This is a genomic window from Spectribacter hydrogenoxidans (assembly GCF_031846275.1).
Classification (GTDB): domain Bacteria; phylum Pseudomonadota; class Gammaproteobacteria; order Nevskiales; family Salinisphaeraceae; genus Spectribacter; species Spectribacter hydrogenoxidans.
This window is the reverse complement of the sequence record NZ_JAVRIB010000018.1, coordinates 14,100-36,506: the sequence shown is the minus strand read 5'-3', so window position 1 is coordinate 36,506 and position 22,407 is coordinate 14,100. Positions and strand designations below refer to the sequence as shown.

At 66.7% G+C, this 22,407-nt stretch carries 18 protein-coding genes; 12 read left to right on the top strand and 6 right to left on the bottom strand.

Features of this window, described 5'->3' with window-relative positions; translation table 11 throughout:
* Positions 1–16 precede the first annotated feature (16 nt).
* Together RM532_RS14255 and RM532_RS14250 are read right to left on the bottom strand one after the other, a co-directional pair.
* Positions 17–943, bottom strand: a complete 927-nt coding sequence (locus RM532_RS14255; protein WP_311654009.1) for a cation diffusion facilitator family transporter — start codon at positions 941–943, stop codon at positions 17–19.
* Between the two features lie 211 nt (positions 944–1,154).
* Positions 1,155–1,358 (bottom strand): hypothetical protein, encoded by a 204-nt coding sequence (locus RM532_RS14250; RefSeq protein ID WP_311654008.1) that lies wholly within the window; start codon positions 1,356–1,358, stop codon positions 1,155–1,157.
* A gap of 192 nt (positions 1,359–1,550) precedes the next feature.
* Here RM532_RS14250 and RM532_RS14245 point away from each other — a divergent pair, with 192 nt between their 5' ends.
* The 12 genes from RM532_RS14245 to RM532_RS14190 all read left to right on the top strand — a co-directional run bounded on the left by RM532_RS14245 (position 1,551) and on the right by RM532_RS14190 (position 18,686).
* Complete coding sequence (locus RM532_RS14245) at positions 1,551–2,855, top strand: TolC family protein (RefSeq protein ID WP_311654007.1); 1,305 nt, start codon at positions 1,551–1,553, stop codon at positions 2,853–2,855.
* Entirely contained in the window at positions 2,852–4,432 is a 1,581-nt protein-coding gene (locus RM532_RS14240) for an efflux RND transporter periplasmic adaptor subunit (protein ID WP_311654006.1), read from the top strand. The genes RM532_RS14245 and RM532_RS14240 overlap by 4 nt, the downstream gene beginning before the upstream one ends.
* A complete protein-coding gene (locus RM532_RS14235) occupies positions 4,426–7,626 on the top strand; it encodes an efflux RND transporter permease subunit (RefSeq protein ID WP_311654005.1) in 3,201 nt (1,066 codons plus the stop codon). Before RM532_RS14240 ends, RM532_RS14235 begins: the two co-directional genes overlap by 7 nt.
* 61 nt (positions 7,627–7,687) lie before the next feature.
* The gene (locus tag RM532_RS14230) at positions 7,688–8,032 is read left to right on the top strand and encodes a hypothetical protein (protein WP_311654004.1); all 345 of its coding nucleotides are present in this window, start codon (positions 7,688–7,690) and stop codon (positions 8,030–8,032) included.
* 63 nt (positions 8,033–8,095) lie between these two features.
* Positions 8,096–9,352, top strand: a complete 1,257-nt coding sequence (locus tag RM532_RS14225) for a TolC family protein (RefSeq protein ID WP_311654003.1) — start codon at positions 8,096–8,098, stop codon at positions 9,350–9,352.
* Between the two features lie 3 nt (positions 9,353–9,355).
* Complete coding sequence (locus RM532_RS14220; RefSeq protein WP_311654002.1) at positions 9,356–10,594, top strand: efflux RND transporter periplasmic adaptor subunit; 1,239 nt, start codon at positions 9,356–9,358, stop codon at positions 10,592–10,594.
* A 13-nt stretch (positions 10,595–10,607) separates the two neighbouring features.
* Complete coding sequence (locus RM532_RS14215) at positions 10,608–13,712, top strand: efflux RND transporter permease subunit (protein ID WP_311654001.1); 3,105 nt, start codon at positions 10,608–10,610, stop codon at positions 13,710–13,712.
* 201 nt (positions 13,713–13,913) lie between these two features.
* Complete coding sequence (locus RM532_RS14210) at positions 13,914–14,321, top strand: MerR family transcriptional regulator (RefSeq protein WP_311654000.1); 408 nt, start codon at positions 13,914–13,916, stop codon at positions 14,319–14,321.
* Positions 14,314–16,719: a heavy metal translocating P-type ATPase gene (locus tag RM532_RS14205; protein ID WP_311653999.1), complete on the top strand. Its 2,406-nt coding sequence runs from the start codon at positions 14,314–14,316 to the stop codon at positions 16,717–16,719. The genes RM532_RS14210 and RM532_RS14205 overlap by 8 nt, the downstream gene beginning before the upstream one ends.
* A gap of 113 nt (positions 16,720–16,832) precedes the next feature.
* Positions 16,833–17,177, top strand: a complete 345-nt coding sequence (locus RM532_RS14200; RefSeq protein WP_311653998.1) for a YnfA family protein — start codon at positions 16,833–16,835, stop codon at positions 17,175–17,177.
* A gap of 16 nt (positions 17,178–17,193) precedes the next feature.
* Positions 17,194–17,841: a cation diffusion facilitator family transporter gene (locus tag RM532_RS14195; protein ID WP_311653997.1), complete on the top strand. Its 648-nt coding sequence runs from the start codon at positions 17,194–17,196 to the stop codon at positions 17,839–17,841.
* Positions 17,842–17,930: 89 nt separating this feature from the next.
* On the top strand, positions 17,931–18,686 hold the full coding sequence (locus RM532_RS14190) for a M48 family metallopeptidase (protein ID WP_311653996.1): 756 nt from the start codon (positions 17,931–17,933) through the stop codon (positions 18,684–18,686).
* A gap of 135 nt (positions 18,687–18,821) precedes the next feature.
* Here the strand turns inward: RM532_RS14190 and RM532_RS14185 are convergent, their stop codons facing one another.
* The 4 genes from RM532_RS14185 to RM532_RS14170 are packed head-to-tail and all read right to left on the bottom strand — an operon-like array spanning position 18,822 to position 22,405.
* The gene (locus RM532_RS14185; RefSeq protein ID WP_311653995.1) at positions 18,822–19,694 is read right to left on the bottom strand and encodes an AEC family transporter; all 873 of its coding nucleotides are present in this window, start codon (positions 19,692–19,694) and stop codon (positions 18,822–18,824) included.
* 24 nt (positions 19,695–19,718) lie between these two features.
* Complete coding sequence (locus RM532_RS14180) at positions 19,719–20,780, bottom strand: NTP transferase domain-containing protein (RefSeq protein ID WP_311653994.1); 1,062 nt, start codon at positions 20,778–20,780, stop codon at positions 19,719–19,721.
* Positions 20,773–21,804, bottom strand: a complete 1,032-nt coding sequence (locus tag RM532_RS14175) for an XdhC family protein (protein ID WP_311653993.1) — start codon at positions 21,802–21,804, stop codon at positions 20,773–20,775. The genes RM532_RS14180 and RM532_RS14175 overlap by 8 nt, the downstream gene beginning before the upstream one ends.
* A gap of 1 nt (position 21,805) precedes the next feature.
* Entirely contained in the window at positions 21,806–22,405 is a 600-nt protein-coding gene (locus RM532_RS14170) for a hypothetical protein (RefSeq protein ID WP_311653992.1), read from the bottom strand.
* Positions 22,406–22,407: the final 2 nt, after the last annotated feature.

Below are 22,407 nucleotides of genomic sequence, written 5' to 3'. Positions count from 1 at the left end.
AATGCGAATTGATGCTTCAGCGGGCGTGCCCGACATGGCCGCAGGTCGGGTCCGCATCACAGGCATTGCGTATCCGCTCGGTTTCGGGTTGCAGCGTGCTGTGTGCAATACCGAAACGTTCGCGCAGAAGCGCCTGCAGCGCAGGCAGGATCCGTTCCCAGGCCGCGATACCGTCGATTTCAACATGTGCCGCCAGCGCGTAGCTGCTGGATGACAGCGTCCAGATGTGCAGGTCGTGCACCGCCCGGACGCCGCGGACCCTTGCCAGCGTGTCGCCGACTTCGTGAGCGTCGATGTGGCGCGGCACACCCTCCATCAGGACACGCAGGACCTCGCGCAACAGCCGGCCGGCCGACCACAGGATCAGGATGGCCACGAACAGCGACAGGATCGGATCGATGGGCGTCCATCCGGTCAAGACAATCACCGTCCCGGCTACCAGTGCCGCCACCGAGCCCAGCAGATCCCCGAATACGTGCAGTAATGCGCCGCGCACATTAAGCGTCTGTTCACCCTGAATCAGAATCCAGGCCACCGTGAGGTTGACGCCGAGTCCGATGGCGGCGATCACGATAACCGGCATGCCGGCCACATCCTGCGGCTGCGTCAGGCGCTGTACGGCTGCCACCGCGACAGCAACCACCACGCCGAGCATGAACAGGACGTTGATCAGCGCCCCCAGCACTTCCGCTCGCTGCAGGCCGAAGGAATGGCGCGCCGATGCCGGGCGAACCGCCAGCCAGGACGCGATGGCACCTATGGCCAGCGCCGAGGAGTCCGTGAGCATGTGACCGGCATCGGACAGCAGCGCGAGCGAGTTGGCCAGCAATCCACCCAACAGCTCGACGACGGCGAAGGCGGTGGTGAACACCAGCGACCACAGCAGGACGCGGCCGCTGCCATGATGATGGTGATGGTCTTCTGACATACCGTTCCCGGTCATGGATATGCTGGCGATATCTGAAGTGGTGACCGAATTTCTGCCGCTGCACTAATTCTCCACTATCAGGCCATGCCGTTTGCATCGCAAGCATGCGCGGCATGCAAATCGGCGGGCTTGACTCCGTACCCGGCTCCAGGGTGTATAAGGTGCATTAAGGAACGCCGCCGACAGGCTGATTCAACACTTGAACACGCTGCGCGCCATTGTTGCCCTACTGATGCTGGCAAGCCAGGTGAGCGGCGCGTGGGCGGCTGTTTCCCCGGTTGGCGGCGACGAAACGCACGACCACGCCGCCATGCAGCATGGTGACATGGGCCATGACAACGCCGGGCACGGTGATGACGATTGCCCTTGTGGCGCCGATTGCCGTTGCGACGACCAGTGCAACGATCGCTGCCCGGTGCCGGTCGCCCACCTGCCGAGTGTCGGTGCGCCGGCGCGCGCGTCAGTGCGTGATCACCCTGCCGGCAATGCTCGCGTCCAGACCCCGGCCCCGCCCCATCGGCCGCGCCTGATCAGACCGCCCGGTCCCCTGCTCGTCTAGCCGTCCAATTCCGATCGGCGCATCGCGTTGATCGGTGCTTTCCAGGCTTTTCGGAGATGGGTCATGGGCATTCAATCTGGCTGGCCGCGGGCAATTGTCACCGCGGCGGCAGCCGTCCTTTTCACCACCAGCACGGCCGCGCTGGCGGACTCCCTGCAGCCGGATGATCTGGTCAAACAGGTTCTGGCCGGCAACCCTGGTGTCGCCGCACTGGAGGCTGCGGTAAAGGCGGCCGAGGCGCGTATCGGGCCGGCCGGCAGCCTGCCGGATCCGGAACTGCGACTGGCAGTAGCACCCCGCACGGTCGACGGTTTCACCACGCCGGCGGGACAACACCGGGGTGTCAGCGGGATTGTGGAAATCAGCCAGTCGCTGCCCTGGCCCGGCACCCTGGGTCTGCGGGCGGATGTTGCCCGTCACGAGGCGGCGGCCGCCGGCGATGAGGTGGCGAGTCTGCGTCTGCGGCTGGCAGCCGCCACCCGGTCGCGCTATGCCGAATGGTTCTACGTCCATCGGGCGCTGGCGATCAACGCCAGCAATCAGCAGCTGACCGAAGAACTGCGGCGGGTGGCCGAGCGCCGTTATGCCACCGGCCTTGCCGAGCAGCAGGATGTGCTGCAGGCGGAAGTGGAACTGCAACGGCTGCGCGAACAGGCCCTGGTACTCGAGCAGCGCCGCGCCGCCATCCGGGCACGCACCAACGCCCTGCTCTCCCGTGAGGCGGATGCGCCACTGCCCGCCCCCGCAGATATGCCGGCGGCCGATCCATTGCCGGCCTACGCCAGTCTGCGGGCGCTGGCGCTGCGTCGACACCCCGCACTGCAGCGGCTGGATCGCCGTATTGCCGCCAGCCGGGATCGCGAGGCTCTTGCGGACAAGGCCTTTTACCCGGATCTGCGGGTGATGGCCGGCAACAATGATTTCCGCCCCGCCAGCGAAACCCGCTTCACGGTTGGCGTCGGGATCAGCCTGCCGCTCGATCAGGACAAGCGCCGCGCCGCCCGGGACGCCGCCCGGGCCGACACCATGCGACTGGATTTCGAGCATCGCGATCAGCGCAATCGCCTGCTCGGGGAACTGGAAGCCGCTCGCGCGGCCGCCGAGCAGGCCCGCGCCTCGATCGATCTGTATCGGCGCGAGCTCGTGCCCCGCACGCAGGAGAGTCTGAGTGCTGCACGGGCCGCCTACGGTTCGGGCGGCGGGTCGTTCCTGGCCGTGATCACGGCCGAGCAGCAGCAACTGGATGCCGAACTGAACCTGGCCCGCGCCCGCGCGGACTACTTCATCGCCCGCGCTGAACTGGCCCGCTGGGCCGGCGGCGAGCTTCCCGACCCCGCTGCAGCCGGCAACCCGGAGACCAACCCATGAATCATCCGAACCGTACCGCCGCGGTCATTGCCGCCTTTCTCGTTGTGTGCGCAGCAGCGCTCGGCGCCGGCCTTTTCCTTGACGACGCTGACGACATGTCGGCGCCACAGACTGGCCATGACGACCACGATCAGCAGGCCGGCCACACCGCCGGTCCCTTCCGGCTGCGGATCGTGCCCGATCAACCACCGCTGCAACCCGGCGACAATCCACTGACCGTCCACGTCGAGGACAGGGACGGCCAACCCGTGAACGATGCCCAGGTGCGCGTGCTGGCCGAAGCGGATGCCGGCGATGCCGGGAAATCGCCGGCCGTAACGCTTGCAGCCGCCGGCGAGGGCCGCTACCGCGGCACACTGCCGCTCCCGCGCGACGGCAAATACAGCCTGGCCGTGGACGCGGATGCACCGGACCTCGGCCACGGCGATCTGGTTCTGCGCTTTCGCACCGGCGAAACCGGTCTGGTGGCGGCCACCAGCACCCCGGAAGGGATAGCCCACTACACCTGTTCCATGCACCCCTCGGTGCGGGAGGCCGAACCCGGGCAATGCCCGATCTGCGGGATGGACCTGATACCGGTCGGCCGGGAGGAAGTCGAATCGGGCGTGATCACCCTGGATGCCCGCCGCCGGCAACTGATCGGGGTGGAAACCGGGCGGGCGCAGCGCCGATCGCTTGGCAAGGTGATTCGTGCCGTGGGCGAGGTCGATTTCGATGAGCGGCACATGACCAGCGTCACGCTGAAGTTCGACGGCTGGATCGACGATCTGCAGGCCGATTTTGTCGGCAAGCGGGTGGAACGTGGCCAGCGCCTTTTCTCCGTGTACAGCCCCGCCCTGCTCTCCGCCCAGCAGGAATACCTGGAAACGCGGCAGCGCCTGTCCCGCCGCGGGCCCGATGACAGCCTGATCGAGGCTGCCCGGCAGCGTCTACGGCTGTGGGACATCGCACCGGCGCAGATCACCGCACTGGAGCGCCGCGGCCAGCCGCTGGAGAACCTGCCCATTCAATCGCCGGTATCCGGCACCGTGGTCGAAAAGCACGTCGACAACGGCAGCCAGGCCAGGGCCGGTGAAACCCTGCTGCGCATCGCCGACCTGTCCACGGTATGGATCGACGCCGAGGTCTACGAGAGTGATTTGCCGCTGATCGCCGAAGGCATGGAGGCCACGGTGACCCTGCCCTACCTGCCGGATCGGACGTATCGCGCCCGCGTCGACTATGTCTACCCCTACCTGGACGACCGCACCCGCACCGCCCGCATCCGTCTGGTGCTGGACAACCCCGAAGGCACGCTCAAGCCCGACATGTACGCCGAAGTCCGGCTCGAGGCCGACCTCGGCGAGCGGCTGGTAGTCCCCGAGGAAGCGGTACTGGTGGCCGGTGAATCGCGTGTGGTGTTCAAGGACCTGGGAGATGACGGCAAGCTGCGGCCGGTTCGGGTACGGACAGGTCAGCGGGCGGACGGTTTCATCGAAATCATCGAGGGCCTGGACCCGGGTGACGCGGTGATCACGTCCGGCAATTTCCTGATCGCCGCCGAGGCGAAACTCCGGACGGGGATGGATCAATGGTGAAACCGGCTCAGGACCATCGCCGCGGTCCGCTGGCGGCCGTCATCGCCTTTTGTGCCCGTAACTGGCTGCTGACGTTGCTGGTGGTGGCGGCAGCCTCGGTCTGGGGCTATCGCTCGCTGATGGCAGCGCCACTGGACGCCATCCCCGACCTGTCCGACGCGCAGGTGATCGTGCTCACCGAATGGCCGGGACGCAGCCCCGATCTGGTCGAGGATCAGATCACCTATCCGTTGACCACCACGCTGCTGGCCGCCCCCAACGTCAAGTTCGTGCGTGGTCAAAGCTTTCTCGGATTGTCCTTCGTCTACGCCATTTTCGAGGAGGGCACCGACATCTACTGGGCCCGCTCACGGGTGCTCGAGTATCTGGACTCGGCCGCTGCAGACCTCCCGGACGACGTGAATCCAACCCTGGGTCCGGATGCCACGGGCGTGGGCTGGGTGTATCAGTACGCCCTGGTGGACAAGTCGGGCCGGCATAGCCTGGCCGACCTGCGCAGCCTGCAGGACTTCAACCTGAAGTACGCGCTGGAGTCGGTGGAAGGCGTGGCCGAGGTGGCCTCGGTAGGCGGTTACGAGAAGGAATACCAGATCAACCTGGATCCCGACCGCCTGGCCTCCCGCGGTATCGATCTGGCTACCGTGGTCGAGGCCGTGCGCCGTTCCAACAGCGACGTGGGTGGCCGGGTGCTGGAGATTGCCGGTCACGAGCATTTCATCCGCGGCCGCGGCTATGTCGAGTCCGCGGCTGACCTGGAACAGGTGGTGCTCGACGTCAACGACAATGGCGTTCCCATCCAGGTAAAGGACGTCGCGGACGTCAGTCTGGGGCCCGGCATGCAGCGTGGCACCGCCGAACTCGACGGCGAGGGCCTGACCGTGGGTGGCATCGTGGTGATGCGCTACGGCGAGAACGCCCTGGAGGTGATCGAGCGGGTCAAGACGCGGCTGGAGGAGGTTCGCGCCACGCTGCCGGCCGGGGTCGAGGTGGTACCGGTCTACGACCGGTCCGGGCTGATCAAACGTGCCATCGACACCCTCACGGTCACGCTCACCGAGGAGATGCTCATCGTCTCGCTGGTGATCATCGTGTTCCTGCTGCACCTGCGCTCGGCGCTGGTGGCCATCATCACCCTGCCCATCGCCATCCTGCTGTCCTTCATCCCCATGTACTACCAGGGTCTGACGGCCAACATCATGTCGCTGGGCGGCATCGCCGTGGCCATCGGCGCGATGGTGGACGCGGCCATCGCCATCATCGAGAACGTGCACCGGCGATTGTACTTGTGGCAGCAAGGCAACGGCCCCTCTCCCGCAAGCGGCAGAGAGGGCGAAGGCGCGGGTCGTACGGCTGTGATCATCGACGCCATGCAGGAGGTCGGCCCGTCGATCTTCTTCGCTCTGCTGATCATTGCCGTGTCCTTTCTGCCGGTGTTCGCACTGGAAGGCAGCGAGGGCCGGCTGTTCCAACCGCTGGCCTTCACCAAGACCTACGCGATGTTCTTTGCCGCCCTGCTGTCGGTGACCCTGGTGCCGGCCCTGGCGGTGCTGGTCATCCGCGGCAAGATCCGCGGTGACCGGAGCTGGCTGAACCGCGCCCTGGTTGCCGGCTACGCACCGCTGGTGCGGCTGGTGGTGCGCGGACGCTGGCTGGTGGTCGGCGCGGCGGTGCTGGCGCTGGTATCGGTGGTCATCCCGTTCCGGGGTCTTGGCAGCGAATTCATGCCCCCGCTCGACGAAGGCAGCATTCTGTACATGCCCACCGCCCTGCCCGGCATGTCCATCGGCGAAGCCCAGCAGACCCTGCAGACCATGAATCGGGAGCTGATGAAGTTCCCGGAGGTCGAGCGGGTATTCGGCAAGGCCGGCCGTGCCGACACCGCCACCGACCCGGCGCCGCTTTCGATGATCGAGACCAACATCATGCTCAAGCCCGAAAGCGAGTGGCGCGACGGCATGACCCGCGAAAAGCTGATTGCGGAAATGGACGAGAAAATGCGCTTCCCCGGCATGCCCAACGTCTGGTGGATGCCGATCCAGACCCGCACCCAGATGCTGGCAACGGGCATCCGTTCAAGCCTCGGCATCAAGGTATTCGGGCCGGATCTGGCCACCATCGAGGACACCGCCACCGCCGTCGAACAGGCCCTGCAGGCCGACAGTCGTACCGCGCCGCACACCCGCAGCGCGTTCGCCGAACGCACCACCGGCGGTTATTTCCTGGACTTCGATATCGACCGCGCCGCCGCCGCACGGCATGGGCTGAACGTGGGCGACATCCAGGATGTCATCGAAGCCGCCATCGGCGGCAAGGTGGTATCGCAGACCGTTGAAGGCCGCGAACGCTACGATATTCTGGTGCGCTACAACCGCGACTATCGCGACGATCTGGATGCCCTGGAACGGGTATTCGTCCCCACGTCGCGCGGGGCACAGGTTCCGATCACCCAGGTGGCGGACCTGACATTCCGCACCGGTCCGCCCATGATCCGCAACGAGGATGGCCAGCTGGTCGGTTTCGTGTTCGTGGATGTCGGCGATGGACTGGGCGTGCCGGACTACGTCAGCCGGGCGAAGCAGGTGGTAGCAAACCGGGTGGACATTCCCGAGGGTTACCGCCTCGAATGGGCCGGCCAGTTCGAAAGCTACGAGCGTGCCCGGGACCGGCTGACCATCCTGGTGCCGCTGACCGTATTCCTGATCTTCTTGATGCTCTACTTCCACCGCAAGTCCCTAGTGGAAACCGGCATCGTGATGCTGGCCCTGCCCTTTTCCCTGGTCGGCAGTATCTGGCTGTTGTGGTGGCTGGAGTACAAGCTGTCCGTAGCGGTGGCCGTAGGCGTGATCGCGGTGGCCGGGCTGGCAGTGGAACTGGGCCTGCTGATGATGTTGTATCTGGATATCGCCTGGCGCGGCCAGCGTGACGAGGGTCGCCTGAATGATCGCCACGACCTGATGGATGTCATCGTCGAGGGCGCCGCCAGACGTCTGCGCCCGAAACTGATGACCGGCCTGGCCCTGTTCATGGGGCTGGTGCCGATCATGCTCAGCCACGGCACCGGTGCCGATGTGATGAAACGCATTGCCGCCCCCATGCTCGGCGGCGTGGGCAGTGCGTTGGTACTGGTCCTGCTGGTGTTTCCGGCCCTGTTCGCGATCTGGCGTGGGCGCGGGTTGTGGGATGCCGGGCCGTGAACACGGCCCGTAGCACGCACCAGCGTTTGTTGCAGAGGCTCGGCCGCGGCATAGTAGGTGGATGACCATGCTTTCCTGTCTGCACGGCCACTGGCGTTTACTGGCGATCCTGGTTCTCGCCATCTCGCTGCTGAGCGGGACCTGGCCCGAGCTGGAAATCCACCATCATGCGGATGTCGGCAGCAGCATGGTCGCGACTGCCGATCACCACCATGACCAGGCGGACACCTGGGGCGATCGAGACGGCCTGCACGTCCATGCCTGCGCTTGTGCCGCCCATTGCTCGGCCGTGCCGACGACCGTGGCGACCATCACGACACGTTCCGCGACTGTCAGCGGTACGAACCAGACCCGGAATCTGACCACCGGCGTGTCCGAACCGCCCTTCCGCCCGCCCATCGCCTGACATCTCCGTTGCATCCGGTACGCCTGCGCGCGCCGGACTCCCTTTCCCTGCATGGAGATGCCCATGGCCCTGCGCCATTGCCTGGGCGCTTGCCTGCTGGTCGCCGTGGCCCTGTCGCCGGCGGCCGCAGACGATGCCCTGACCCTGAAGGATGCCGTCGCCAGGGCGGTTGCCGACAACCCGGAACTGGCCCTCGGCGAACAGCGTGGCCGCGCCGCCGACGCCCGTAGTCAGCGGGCCGGCCAGCCGCCACCGCTGGAACTGGGGCTGGAACTGGAAAACATCGCCGGTACCGGCCAGAGCCGCGGCTTGAGCGGCGCCGAAACCACGCTGATGCTGTCCCGCACGATCGAGCGCGGCGACAAGGCTGTCCGCCGGCGCGGCCTGGCGGAGGAGCGCGGTGCCCTGGTGCGGACCGAGGCGGACATCCGTCGCCTGGACCTGTTGGCGCGGGTGGCCCGCCGCTTCGTGCATGTCGTGCGCGATCAGCGCCTGCTCGAGGTCGCCGAAGAGGCGGTGACGCTGGCCCGTCAAGCGCGAACACAGGCGCAACGGCGGGTGGACGCCGGCGCCGCGCCCGCCAGCGAGGCCGCGAGGGCGGACATCGCCCTGGCAGAAGCCGAACTGGAGCTGGAACATGCCGAGCACGAACTCAAGGCGACGCGCGTCAGCCTTGCCAGCCTCTGGGGCGAACGGCAGCCCGGATTCAGCCGCGCCAGGGCCGATCTGTACGCCCTGCCGCCAGCCGACGATCTGGATGCGCTGGTAGCGGCCCTGATGCGCAATCCCCAGCTGCGTCGGCTGGCCGGCCAGCACCGGATTGCCGACGCCCGTCGGCGCCTGGCCGCCGCCCGGCAATCCACCGACGTCACCCTTTCCGGCGGCGTACGCCGGCGCGAGGCGATGAACGACACCGCCTTCGTGCTGGGGTTGTCCGTCCCGCTGGGCAGTGATGCGCGGGCACAACCGGGCATCCGGGCAGCACAGGCCGAGGCCGCGGCCAGCCAGCGTGAACTGGAGGCGGCGCGGCGAGAGTTCTATGCCGTGCTCTACGGGCGCTACCAGGAGTTGCAGCATGCCCGCACCGAGCTCAAGACTTTGCGTGAACGCATTCTGCCGGCCGCCGACTCGGCGCTTTCCGACATCCGGAACGGATACGGCCGCGGTCGTTACAGCTACCTGGAGCTGGTCGATGCCCAGCGCGGCCTGATCGAACACCGGCGCCGCGCCATCCGTGCCGCCGAGCACTACCACCGCCATCTGATCGAGATCGAGCGGCTGACCGGCTCGTCCGCGGCCGCCGTGAACAAGGATTCCTGAATCATGACCATCCTGCATCCTCTCCTGCGGCGCACGGCCCTGTTGCTGCTGATCGCACTCTGGCTGCCGCCGCTGCATGCCGCGGGCAATCACGCCCATGGCAATGACGGCGACGATCCGCCCACCGGCACGCACGGCGGCCGCCTGCTGGAAGACGGCGACTTCCGGCTGGAACTGGCGATCGTCGAGGGCGGCGTGCCGCCGGAGTTTCGCGCCTGGGCAACCCGCAACGGCAAGGCCCTGGATCCGGCCACGGTCGATCTTGAAGTTCGCCTAGCGCGCCTTGGCGGGCGCACCAACGTCATCGACTTCCGGCCCGTGGACGATTTCCTGCGTGGCCGCCAGACCGTGGCCGAGCCGCACTCCTTCGATGTCGTGGTCCGTGCCTGGCACGACGGCCGCGACTATCGCTGGCGCTACGCCAGTCACGAGGGCCGCACGCGGATCGCTGGCGAGATAGCGGACGATGCCGATCTGACCACCGGCACGGTCGGCCCCGCCACCCTGCGCCGAACCCTGTCCCTCACCGGTCGCGTACACCCCGACCCGGATCGTGTGGCCCGCGTCGCGGCCCGCTACCCCGGCGAGGTCGAGGGCATCGACGCCGGTCTCCATGACGCGGTGAAGAAAGGCGACGCGCTGGCCACGGTCATCGCCCGCGACAGCCTGCGCCCCACCGTTCTCCGCGCCCCCTTCGACGGCGTGGTGATCGAGCGCAATGCCGCCATCGGCCAGCAGGCCGGCGAGGCCCCGCTGTTCGTGATAGCGGATCTGAGCCGCGTCTGGGTGGAACTAGACGCCTTCGCCAGCGATCTGGCGGACATCAAGATCGGCCAGGCAGTAACACTTCGGGATCTCGACGGTGGTCAGCTGGCCGACGGCGAGATTACCCGTATCGCCCCCACCAGCGGCGCACGCCAGAACGTGCATGTACGGGTGCCGGTGGACAACCCGTCGGGCCAGCTGCGCCCCGGTCGTTTCGTGCGTGGCGAGGTGACGGTGGAAAGGCGCGAGGTCGCGCGCGCCGTTCGCCGAAGTGCCCTCCAGCGTTTCCGTGAGTTCGACGTGGTCTATGCCCGCTTCGGCGACACCTACGAGGTGCGCATGCTGGACCTGGGCGCGCGCGACGACACCTGGGTGGAGGTGCTCGACGGCATCGAGACCGGCACCGAATACGTCACCGGCAACAGCTTCCTGATCCGCGCGGACATCGAGAAGTCCGGCGCCAGCCACGATCACTGACAGGGAACGTCTCATGCTCGACCGCATCATTGCCGCGGCCATCGCCCAGCGCTGGCTGGTACTGCTGGCCATGGTCGGCATTGCCGGCCTCGGCGTCTACAGCTACCAGGTGCTGCCCATCGATGCCGTGCCCGATATCACCAACGTCCAGGTGCAGATCAACACCGAGGCCCCCGGCTATACCCCGCTGGAGACAGAGCAACGCATCACCTATCCGATGGAAACGCTGCTCGCCGGGCTCCCCAGACTGGATTACACCCGCTCACTGTCCCGCTACGGGTTGTCCCAGATCACGGTGGTGTTCGAGGAAGGCACCGACATCTATTTCGCCCGCCAGGTGATCAGCGAGCGTCTGGCCGAAGCCCGCGACGTCATCCCCTCCGGAATCACGCCCAGCCTCGGGCCGATCGCCACGGGCCTGGGCGAAATCTTCATGTACACGGTCACCGCCGAACCCGGCAGCGGCTATGACGCCACCGATCTGCGCACGATCCAGGACTGGATCATTCGCCCGCAGATGCGCCTCACCGAGGGCGCCACCGAGGTCAATACCGTCGGCGGTTATCGCAAGCAGTACCAGGTGGCCCCGGACCCCGAGAAGCTGGCCGCCCACGGTCTGGGCATGGACGCGCTGATCCGTGCGCTGGAGACCGGCAACGACAACGTCGGCGCCGGCTACATCGAACGTCGGGGCGAACAGAATCTGGTGCGCGTCCCGGGTCGGCTCGACACGCGCGAGGAAATCGGAAACGTGATCGTCGACGATGTCCACGGCGCGCCGGTGCGAGTGCGCGACGTGGCCCGGGTGGTCGAATCCAGCGCGCTGCGCACGGGTGCGGCCACCCAGGACGGCGAGGAAGTCGTGCTGGGCACGGTGATGATGCTGATGGGTGAAAACAGCCGGGCGGTGGCCGAGAACGCCGGCCGGCGTCTGGCGCGGGTACAGGACTCCCTGCCCGAGGGCATCCGGGTCAACCCCATCTACGACCGCACTTCGCTGGTGGACAAGACCATCGCCACGGTGCAGAAGAACCTGGCCGAGGGCGCCCTGCTGGTGATCGCCGTGCTGTTCCTGCTGCTGGGCAATATCCGGGCGGCGCTGATCACGGCGGCGGTGATTCCGCTGGCCATGCTCGCGACCATGACCGGCATGGTCCGGGCTGGCGTCAGCGGCAATCTGATGAGTCTGGGTGCACTGGACTTCGGCCTGATCGTGGACGGGGCGGTAATCATCGTCGAGAACTGTCTGCGTCGGCTGGGCGAGGCCCAGCGACGGGTCGGCACCGCACTCAAGCGCGACGAGCGCTTGGTTATCCTGCGTTCGGCCGCCACCGAGGTGATCCGGCCGGCCACCTTCGGGGTGCTCATCATCCTGGTGGTGTACGTGCCGATCCTCACCCTGACCGGGGTCGAAGGAAAGATGTTCCGGCCCATGGCCCTGACCGTGATCATGGCGCTGACCGCTGCCCTGGTGCTGGCCCTGACCTTCGTGCCCGCCAGCCTGGCGGTGTTCCTGCAGGGGCGGGTTGCCGAGCGCGAGAATCCGATCATGCGTGCGGCACGGCGAGCCTATCAGCCGCTGCTGCGTTTCGCGCTGGCAGCACGCATTCCCGTCGTCCTGGCCGCCCTGCTGCTGGTGCTGGGCGCCGGCTGGCTGGCCACCCGTCTGGGTACCGAGTTTGTGCCACAACTCGACGAAGGTGACATCGCCATGCACGCCCTGCGCATTCCCGGCACCAGCCTGACCCAGGCCGTCGACATGCAGAACGAGCTGGAGGCGCGGCTCAAACAGTTCGACGAGGTCTCGCACGTGTTCAGTAAGATCGGTACGCCCGAGGTGGCCACCGATCCCATGCCGCCGTCGGTGGCGGATACCTTCATCATGCTCAAGGACCGTGCCGACTGGCCCGATCCCGATCGCCGGAAGGCCGATCTGGAGGCCGAAATCCAGGCTGCCATGGCCGGAATCCCGGGCAACAAGTACGAGTTTACCCAGCCCATCGAGATGCGTTTCAACGAACTGATCTCCGGGGTACGTGCGGACGTGGCGGTAAAGATCTTCGGTGACGATCTCGACCGTCTTCTGGAGGCTGGCGCAGCGGTCACCGGCGTGGTCGGCGGTATCGAGGGCGCGGCCGATACCCGGATGGAACAGGTCAGCGGCCTGCCGGTACTTAGCATCCGGCCGGACCGCAATGCCCTGGGTCGCCACGGACTCGATGTGAGGCACCTGCAGAATACAGTGCGTACCGCGCTGGGCGGCGCGGTGGCCGGCGAAATCTACCAGGGCGATCGCCGCTTCGACCTGGTCGTGCGCCTGGCAGAGGATCGGCGCAGCGACGTCGACGCGCTGGCGCGATTACCGATCAGCGTACCCAGCGGGGACCCCGGCTATGTGCCCTTGCGGGAGGTCGCCGACATCGAGCTGGCCATCGGTCCCAACCAGATCAGCCGCGAGAACGCCAAGCGCTTCGTGACGGTGACCAGCAACGTCGCCGGCCGCGACCTAGGTTCCTTCATCGACGAGATTCGAACGGCGATGAACGAGGAGGTGACGCTGCCCCCGGGTTACTGGGTGGAATACGGCGGCACCTTCGAACAGCTGCAGTCCGCCAGCCAGCGCCTGAGCATTGCGGTGCCGGCGACCCTCGCCCTGATCCTGGCCCTGTTGTTCGCCGCTTTCGGCTCCCTGCGCGACGCCCTGCTGGTGTTCACGGGCGTTCCGCTGGCCTTGACCGGCGGCGTGGCCGCGCTGTGGCTGCGTGGCATGCCGCTGTCGATCTCGGCAGCGGTGGGTTTCATCGCGCTGTCCGGCATCGCGGTGCTCAATGGCGTCGTGATGCTTTCGTTCATTCGTCAGCGACGCCAGGAAGGGCAGGCCCTGGTCGAGGCGATCATGGACGGTGCCCTGACCCGGCTACGGCCGGTGCTGATGACCGCCCTGGTGGCCAGCCTTGGCTTCGTGCCCATGGCGCTGAATGTCGGTACCGGGGCGGAGGTGCAGCGCCCGCTGGCCACGGTCGTGATCGGCGGCATCATCTCCAGCACCCTGCTCACGCTGCTGGTATTGCCGGCGCTGTATCGGCTCAGTCACCGGGACCGGCCGGCATGGGTTTAGCCGATAAAGTGCCTCGGGCCACCTGTGCCACGGCAATGGCACCGCTTAACCGTTTAATTACTCACAGACCAGTTATGTCGTACTCGGCGTGCAGGGACTGGCACCTTGGGCGCCCGGGCATGATACAAAAACGATGTTGCACTTGACTCTTTAGTCGACTACAGAGTTATGGTTTCCACCAAAGCCATTCGGGGCTGAGAAATGAGTTATTCCATCGGCCAGTTGGCCAGGACCGCGGAGACCGGCGTCGAAACCATTCGCTTCTATGAGCGGCGCGGGCTTATGCCCGAGCCACCGAGAACGTCGAGCGGCTATCGCCGTTATCCACTCGATGCGGCCGAGCGCTTGCGTTTCATCCAGCGCGCCAAACGGCTCGGTTTCACTCTCGACGAGATCGGCTCGCTATTGCGCCTGGAGGCGGGCGGCGACCGCGCCGAGGTCAAGAAAATCGCGCTCGCGAAGCTGGGCGAGATCGAGACCCGCATTGCCGATCTTGAACGTATGCGTGCCACCCTGTGCGAGCTGACGCAACGCTGCTCGGGGCACGGGCCGGTGGCTGGCTGCCCGATTATTGACGCCCTGGCCGAGGAGACGAACGACCATGCATGATCCCTCCCGGGAAACTGCTCTCGACCCGGTATGCGGCATGACCGTGAACCCGGACGAGGCGGTGCACCACGTGCATGCTGAAACGACCTTTTATTTCTGTAGCCAACGCTGCCGGGACAAGTTCGCGGCGGACCCGGAAACAATCCTGAATCCGGACACGTCGGCCGACCCCGCCTCCGATGCAGACAAGCATGTCTGCCCCATGTGCCCCGGTGTCGAAAGCGTTGGACCCGACACCTGCCCGAAATGCGCTATGGCGCTCGAGCCGGCGTCGCCGCCCAAACGCAAGGTGCAATACACCTGCCCGATGCATCCGGAGATCGTGCGCGACGAGCCGGGAGACTGTCCCAAGTGCGGCATGGCCCTGGAGCCCATGACCGTCGGCGGCGAGGAAGAGGATGCCGAACTCAAGGCCATGACGTGGCGCTTCTGGGTCAGCGCGCCGCTGTCAGCGGCGGTGTTGCTGCTGGCGATGGGCGAGATGGTGCCGGGGCTGGGTATACGGGCTTTTTTCGGCGCCGCCTTCGGCTGGGCGCAGGCGATCCTGGCGACGCCGGTGGTGCTGTGGTGTGGCGGCTTCGCTTTCCAGCGCGGCTGGAAGTCCGTGGTCAACACCAGTCCCAATATGTGGACATTGATTTCGCTCGGCGTGGGCGCGGCTTACGGCTTCTCGCTTTTCGCCCTGCTCTTTCCGGGCCTGCTGCCGGCGGCCTTCAAAAGCGAGGCTGGCCATGTGCCGATCTACTTCGAGGCGGCGGCGGTAATCATCACGCTGATCCTGCTCGGCCAGGTCATGGAGGCGCGCGCCCGGGGGCAAACCTCGCTGGCGCTCAAGTCCCTGCTGGACCTGGCGCCGCCCACGGCGCATCGCATCAAGGAGAACGACAACGAGGAAGAAGTGTCGCTGGATGCCCTGAACACGGATGATCACCTGCGCGTGCGTCCCGGCGAGAAGGTGCCAGTAGACGGCGAGATCGTCGAGGGCCGCTCGACTGTAGACGAATCCATGATCACCGGCGAGCCCATCCCGCAGAAAAAGGACGTGGGCGATACGGTCACCGGCGGCACCGTCAACCAGACCGGTAGTTTTGTCATGCGCGCAGCCAAAGTTGGCGACGACACCGTGCTTTCCCGGATTGTCGCCATGGTCGCCCAGGCGCAGCGCTCGCGGGCGCCAATTCAGGGCCTGGCGGACAAGGTTGCGGGTATTTTCGTGCCGGCGGTGGTGCTGATAGCGATCATCGCATTCATGGTCTGGGCCAGCGTTGGCCCCTCGCCGTCACTGGCTTATGCCCTGGTGGCGGCGGTCTCGGTGCTGATCATTGCCTGTCCCTGCGCGCTGGGCCTGGCTACCCCGATGTCGGTCATGGTCGGCGTCGGCCGCGGAGCTGGTGAAGGCGTGCTCATCCGCGACGCCGAAGCGCTGGAACTGATGGAACAGGTGGACGTCCTGCTGGTGGACAAGACCGGCACGCTGACCGAAGGCCGACCGAAGCTGGTCGGCGTGGAGACCGCGAACGGCTTCGATGAGCCTGAGCTGCTCAAGCTGGTAGCCTCGCTGGAGAATGTTAGCGAGCATCCGCTCGCGCGCGCGATCGTGGAAGGCGCCGCCGAGCGCGATATCGAACCCGCAAACGCGGACGATTTCGATTCCGTCACCGGCAAGGGCGTGCGCGGCCAGGTCGCGGGTCGCGAGGTATTGGTCGGCAGCAATCGTTTGTTGGAGGAAAACGGCATCGATGCTGGCGAGCTGTCGGGCAGTGCGGATCGACGTCGCGGCGAAGGTGAAACCGTAATGCTGGTCGCCGTGGACGGACAGGCGGCGGGGCTGATTGCGGTGGCCGACCCGATCAAGGAGACCACCGGCGAGGCCGTACGCATCCTGCACGAGGCTGGCCTGCGTATCGTCATGCTGACCGGTGACAATGAGAAAACCGCCCAGGCGGTGGCCGAGAAGCTGAACATCGACGAAGTCCATGCTGGCGCCCTGCCCGAGGACAAGCACGGCCTGGTCGAAAAGCTGCAGAATGAGGGCCACAAGGTGGCTATGGCCGGCGACGGAATCAACGATGCCCCGGCGCTGGCCAAGGCGGACGTCGGTATCGCCATGGGTACGGGCACGGATGTGGCAATGGAGTCCGCGCGCATCACCCTGGTCAAGGGCGATCTGCGGGGCGTCGCGAAGGCCCGGCGGCTGTCCGAGACAACCATGCGCAATATCCGGCAGAACCTGTTCTTCGCGTTCGTCTACAACGGCGCCGGCGTACCAGTGGCTGCCGGCATCCTGTACCCGCTCATGGGTTTGCTGCTGAATCCAATGATTGCGGCAGCCGCGATGAGTTTCTCGTCGGTCTCGGTGATCGGTAACGCGCTCAGACTGCGACGTGCTCGGCTGTAACCGATCCCGGGAACACAAGCCACTCAAGTTAAAATTGATTACAGGCTCATGGCTGAAACCTGCTGGTCACAGCCGTCCAGGGCGCATGTTCTCCAGAGGGATCACGAACACCCATGCTCGTGACACAAGTTAATAATCTGGCTTTCTATCTGCTGGCGGCACTGGCCGAAATCGCCGGTTGCTTCGCGGTCTGGGCCTGGCTGCGCCGGGACGCCAGCATCTGGTGGCTGGTGCCTGGCGTGGCGGCGCTGTTCGTGTTTGCCTGGTTGTTGACCCGCATCGACGTGGCGTTTGCCGGGAGGGCCTACGCCGCCTATGGCGGCATCTACATCGCCGCGTCGCTGGGCTGGCTGTGGCTGGCCGAGGGCATGCGGCCGACGGTGTGGGATCTCGGCGGGGCCGCGCTGGCCGTTGGCGGGACGCTGGTTATCCTGCTGGGCGCCCGGATTTCTCACTGATCACGCGGTGGTAACAATGACCGGATGCTGCAACGAAAACGACGCCGCCCTGGTGGTGCTGAGGGAACGCCAGAGCCGCATGCTCTGGACCGTGCTTGTCATCAACGCCGTGATGTTCGTGGTGGAATTCGGCGCTGGCTGGCTGGCCGGCTCCACCGCGCTGCTGGCGGATTCGCTGGACATGCTGGGGGATACGCTGGTGTACAGCCTGAGCCTGATCGTGGTCGCCCGTGGCGATCGCTGGAAGGCCGTTTCGGCGGGCTTCAAGGGCGCCATCATGGTCGGCTTCGGACTGGTGGTGCTGGCCGAAGCCGCGAACAAGGCCTATGCCGGCGCTCCACCAGTCGTTGGTCTGATGGCGGGCGTGGGTCTGTTGGCGCTGACCACGAATACCTTCTGCCTGTACCTGCTGACTCGCCACCGGGACGATGACGTGAACATGCGTTCGTCATGGGTCTGTTCGCGCAACGATCTCATCGCCAACAGTGGGGTGCTGCTGGCCGCGGGGCTGGTACTGCTTACCGGCAGTCGCTGGCCGGACGTGGTTATCGGCGTGCTCATTGCCGCCGTATTCCTGCGCTCGGCGGCCGGCGTGCTACGTCAGTCCCGCCGGACCTACCGACAGGCGAGCGTCGACGGCGCCTCGTCCGTGCCCGGCCAGTGAGGCCGGCAGACCAGCGCCGGGATTGCGCCGACCGGCACCCCGGCATCAAGTTGCGACTGTCACGGTATTGCCTGATCGGGATAACAGCGTTGTTGCAGCCCGGCCTGGCCGGCTGTGACCAGACCCCGACCGGCCGAAACCAGTTGGCGCTGGTACCTGAACCGATCATGCGGGATCTGGGGCAGGACGCCTTCGAGCAGATGAAGCAGGGGCAGCCGGTGGTCACCGATGCGGCCGTGCGCGCCCGGGTGGAGTGTATCGCCGGCCGGATCGTCGAGGCCGCCGGGCGGCAGTATCCGGAGAGCGACTCCCCCGGGGTGTGGGAAATCGTTGTATTCGAGAACGACACTCCCAACGCCTTCGCCCTGCCAGGCGGTCGGATAGGTATTCACACGGGGATTCTCGAGGTGGCCGACACGCCGGGCCAGCTGGCGGCCATCATCGGCCATGAAGTCGGCCACCTGCTGGCAAATCACGGCAACGAACGGTTGACCCAGCAACTCGGTATCAAGGCCGGTCTGGTGCTGGTGGGCATGTTCGGCGAGATCGAGAGCCAGCAGCTGCTGCAGGCGCTCGGCCTGGGCGCCCAGCTCGGCATTGTCCTGCCCTTCAGCCGGGCACACGAACGGGAGGCCGACCGGATGGGTTTGACCCTGATGGCCGCAGCCGGCTTCCCGCCGGGTGAAAGCGTGGCCCTGTGGCAGAACATGGCCCGGCGGGCCGGTGATCAGCCGATTGAATTTCTTTCCACCCACCCCGGGCACGAGTCCCGCATCGACATGCTGCAGAATCAGGTGGGTACGGTGGAGCCGCTTTATCGACAGGCGCAACCGGCGGACTGCTGATCTGGAAGCCCCAGCGCGAAACAGACCCGTGCGGCGGGGCTGGCGCGGCGATCTCCTGGCCAGATCACACCACGGAGCAAATCCACCGGACGGGATAACCGCGGCGCTGTCGCACCTTGCGATAACGGGCGCCGGTCAAAGAATGAACACCAGGGTGACGGGTATCACGATCAACGCCAGTGCGTTGCCGATGGCCACGATGGCGGCAACTGCCGAAGGATCCCGTCCCGCCTGCTCGGCCAGCATGTAGTTCATCACGGCCGGCGGCAGCGCGGCATAGAGAATGATCAGCGCGTCGAGCGGTGGCGCCGGTTGCGTCCACCACACCCAGGGAATGGCGATCAGCAGGCCGGTGAACGGGGTCAGCAGTCCGCCCACCAACCCCAGCCGCCACTCATCGATTCCACCCTCCGACAGCCGCATGCCCAGCGCCACCAGCATCAGTGGTATGGCCACATCGCCCAGCATGCGAACCCCGGGTTCGATCATCGCCGGTATCCGCCAGTCCAGCGCAAGTGCGATCAGTCCCGCCGCGGTGGCCAGCAGCATCGGATGCCGCATCAGTCCCGGCAAATCGAGCCGCCCCTGCAACACCCACAACCCGACGGTGAACTGCAGCACGTTGGTCACCACCAGCAGCACGACGGCCGCCGGCAGGCTGTCGGCGCCGAAAGCCAGCACCGCCAGCGGCAGTCCCATGTTGCCGCTGTTGTTGAACATTGCGGGTGGCACCAGCGTTGACGGCTGCCACCCCGCAAGCCGAGCCAGTGACCAGGCAATTAGACCGGAGCCGAGCACGATCACCAGCGTGGCCAGGGTCAACTGGGTAAAGGGCAGATCCTCGCCGGTCCGCTCGGTCAGGGCGTGGAATATCAGCGCCGGGATGAACAGGACGATATTCAGCCGATTGGCGGTGCCCATCTCGGTGGGACGCCAGCGTCCATAGGCGAAACTCAGCAGCACGATGCCGAACACCGGCACCGTGATTTCGAGGAGCTGGCGGATCATGCCGGAGCGGGTGCCCGCCGGCGGTCAGCGGCCATCCGGCGTGGCAGGATGGTCGGACGTCCGGGATGCCAGTAATCGGCTCGCCGTTTCGAACGGCAGCAAAACACAGCCCAGGCGGCGGGGAAACTGCTGGAGCGCGGCAAAGGCGGCCAGCGACGGGAAGCCGGGCGGCGGCGCCCCGCCCTTGCCCGCCGCCAGGCCGCGCAGATAGGTGGCCGCATCGAGGATCGTGCCCAGGTCGGCACCCGGTGCGTCGCGCCGCAGGGCACCCGCGGCGGCGCGGCTGAGCAGGCAGCCATGCGCCGCGGCATCACAATAGGTGATGCGACCGCCGTCGGTGGCCAGGCAGACAGTGGCCTGATCGGGGCAGAAACGGCCGTCCAGGCTCAGCTCGACCCCCTGCCCCGGCATCGGCGCCTGACTGGGCGACGCCTCGGCCAGCGTTGCCAGATCCGGCGCCGGAGATAACTCGCCGGCGGCCAGCCGCAGCCGATGCTGAAGGTCGGCGGCCGCATCGGCAGTGTCGATGTCGATCAGGACGCCATCGTCCGGTACAGCCACTTCGGCAACGCGGGCCTCGAGGCTGCGCAGCAATGATCTGGCGCCACGATCGCCGGTCAGCGCCTGCAATGCCGGGAAATGTCGCCGGTGCCAGAGCACCGGATTACCCCGCCGGCCGAGATGACTGGGCACGCAGGCGGCCACCGCCGGATTGTCCCGAAGCGTCCGGCATAGTCGAATCAGCGACTCGGCAGACACCAGCGGCATATCGCCCAGCATGATCAGGGCCCCGACGGCGTCATTCGGCAGGCCCGTCACGCCCGCGGCCAGCGAATGGGCCATGCCTTGTTCTGCCCGCGGGTTGACTGCGATCTCCACCGGCCAGTCGGCCAGCGCTCGAGCCACCGGGTTGTCCGCCGCCGCGACCACCACGCGGACCGGATCGGCGCCGGCAGCCAGCGCGGCCCGCACGGCATGAACCACGCATGGCTGGCCGTCCACCGCGAGCAGCAGCTTGTCCAGCGGCCCCATTCGTCGCGACTGGCCGGCAGCCAGAACCACGGCCGCGATGCGCGCCTCAGTCACGGGCGCCCCGGCGCACGGCCACCAGCTCCGCGAGGATGGAAACCGCGATCTCTTCCGGCGTCAGCGCCTTGATGTCCAGCCCGATCGGGGCATGGATACGGGCCAGCTGGTCCGCGTCGAAACCCTGTTCGCGAAGTCGTTCTAGCCGGGCGGCATGGGTGCGGCGGCTGCCCAGCGCCCCGATGTAGAAAACGTCATCGCTGGTCAGGGCCCAGCTCAGGGCCGGGTCGTCCAGCCGGGGTTCGTGGGTCAGCGTGGCTACGGCAATGCCGCCGCCGCCCGCCAGCCCGGCCAGCGCCTCGCCGGGCCATTCGCCGCGCACGTCAATGCCGCGCAGATTGTCGCTGTCGGCAAACGCGCGCCGTGGGTCGATCACCACGACATCCAGGCCGGCGATAGCCGCCATTCGCGCCAGGGGTTGCGCCACGTGCACCGCGCCCACAATCGCCAGCGTCGGAGCGGGCCGCAACGGCTGAATGAACCAGTCTTCCTGTTCGCGGGATTCCAGCCCGGCCCGGCCGCCGGTGAACCGGGCGCGGAGATCCTCGGGCAGGCTCTCGACGTCAGCCCATTCCACCAGTCGCGGACGCATGGAAACCAGATTGGTCAGCAGCCCCAGCGGCTCGCGCCGGGTCAGCGCCTCGGCGCAGCGTTCGATGATGGCCGGGCTCAGGCAGGCAGCGTCGTCGGCCACCGGCTGGACCAGCACCTGCAGGCTGCCGCCGCAGGTTAGCCCCGCCGACCAGGCGTCGTCGTTGTCGATGCCGAAATCCAGGATGCGCGACGCGTTGGCGGCAATGGCCTCGGCCGCCGCCATTACCACCTCGCTTTCGATACAGCCACCGGAGACGGACCCGGCAAAATCGCCCTGGTCATCGGCCACCAGCATGCTGCCCACGGGCCGCGGCGAGGCACCCCAGGTGCGGATCACGGTGGCCAGGGCCACCCGGCGGCCTTCCACACGCCAGCGGCCCGCCAGAATCAGCGGATTGATCGAGGCATCCGGTTCCGCTGCACCGGGCATCTCAGGGCGCGGGGCAATGGGCGCCGGCGTCGGCCCAGGCGGCAATCAGGTTGCCGAAGGTTTCCCAGTCACCAGGCACCGGTTCGCGGTCGCCGCCGGGGTTCCAGCCCCAGCCCACCAGGCTGTCTTCGGCCATGTGCTCGACCAGCTCATCCATGCTCATGCCGCCGTTGCGGTCGGTATCCTTGATCTGCTCGCAGATCTCGCCCAGCGACTTGCCGTACCAGGCCTGGGATTTCGGTGCCAGATGCCATGTCGGGTGCCCCGGCATGCCGCCGGCCGCCACGTTCTCCGGATTGTGACAGGTGAAGCAGCGCATGCCGGTCACGCCGAAATTGGCCGGGCCCCGCCGGACGGGCGGTTCATGCAGTTCCATCGCCATGCCCTGGCGCGGGCTGTCGCCCCTGGGATGGCAGTTCACGCAGCGCGGATGCTGAATCACCTTGCCTGCCTCGCCGAACATGGCCCGGGCCCGATCCGCGTTGTCCTCGATGTCACTGAAGGCTTCCGGGCCGCGCAGTTCGGAGTCGTTCTCGGCCGAATAGGCGGGCACCATTGTCAGAAAGCAGGTCACAACCATCATCAAACCGATTGTTTTCATTT

Bases quoted from the DNA above. Each gene is read 5' to 3' on its own strand.
- RM532_RS14255 (WP_311654009.1), bottom strand. From the start codon at position 943: ATGACCGGGAACGGTATGTCAGAAGACCATCACCATCATCATGGCAGC.
- RM532_RS14245 (WP_311654007.1), top strand. From the start codon at position 1,551: ATGGGCATTCAATCTGGCTGGCCGCGGGCAATTGTCACCGCGGCGGCA.
- RM532_RS14240 (WP_311654006.1), top strand. From the start codon at position 2,852: ATGAATCATCCGAACCGTACCGCCGCGGTCATTGCCGCCTTTCTCGTT.
- RM532_RS14235 (WP_311654005.1), top strand. From the start codon at position 4,426: ATGGTGAAACCGGCTCAGGACCATCGCCGCGGTCCGCTGGCGGCCGTC.
- RM532_RS14230 (WP_311654004.1), top strand. From the start codon at position 7,688: ATGACCATGCTTTCCTGTCTGCACGGCCACTGGCGTTTACTGGCGATC.
- RM532_RS14225 (WP_311654003.1), top strand. From the start codon at position 8,096: ATGGCCCTGCGCCATTGCCTGGGCGCTTGCCTGCTGGTCGCCGTGGCC.
- RM532_RS14220 (WP_311654002.1), top strand. From the start codon at position 9,356: ATGACCATCCTGCATCCTCTCCTGCGGCGCACGGCCCTGTTGCTGCTG.
- RM532_RS14215 (WP_311654001.1), top strand. From the start codon at position 10,608: ATGCTCGACCGCATCATTGCCGCGGCCATCGCCCAGCGCTGGCTGGTA.
- RM532_RS14210 (WP_311654000.1), top strand. From the start codon at position 13,914: ATGAGTTATTCCATCGGCCAGTTGGCCAGGACCGCGGAGACCGGCGTC.
- RM532_RS14205 (WP_311653999.1), top strand. From the start codon at position 14,314: ATGCATGATCCCTCCCGGGAAACTGCTCTCGACCCGGTATGCGGCATG.
- RM532_RS14200 (WP_311653998.1), top strand. From the start codon at position 16,833: ATGCTCGTGACACAAGTTAATAATCTGGCTTTCTATCTGCTGGCGGCA.
- RM532_RS14195 (WP_311653997.1), top strand. From the start codon at position 17,194: ATGACCGGATGCTGCAACGAAAACGACGCCGCCCTGGTGGTGCTGAGG.
- RM532_RS14185 (WP_311653995.1), bottom strand. From the start codon at position 19,694: ATGATCCGCCAGCTCCTCGAAATCACGGTGCCGGTGTTCGGCATCGTG.
- RM532_RS14175 (WP_311653993.1), bottom strand. From the start codon at position 21,804: ATGCCCGGTGCAGCGGAACCGGATGCCTCGATCAATCCGCTGATTCTG.
- RM532_RS14170 (WP_311653992.1), bottom strand. From the start codon at position 22,405: ATGAAAACAATCGGTTTGATGATGGTTGTGACCTGCTTTCTGACAATG.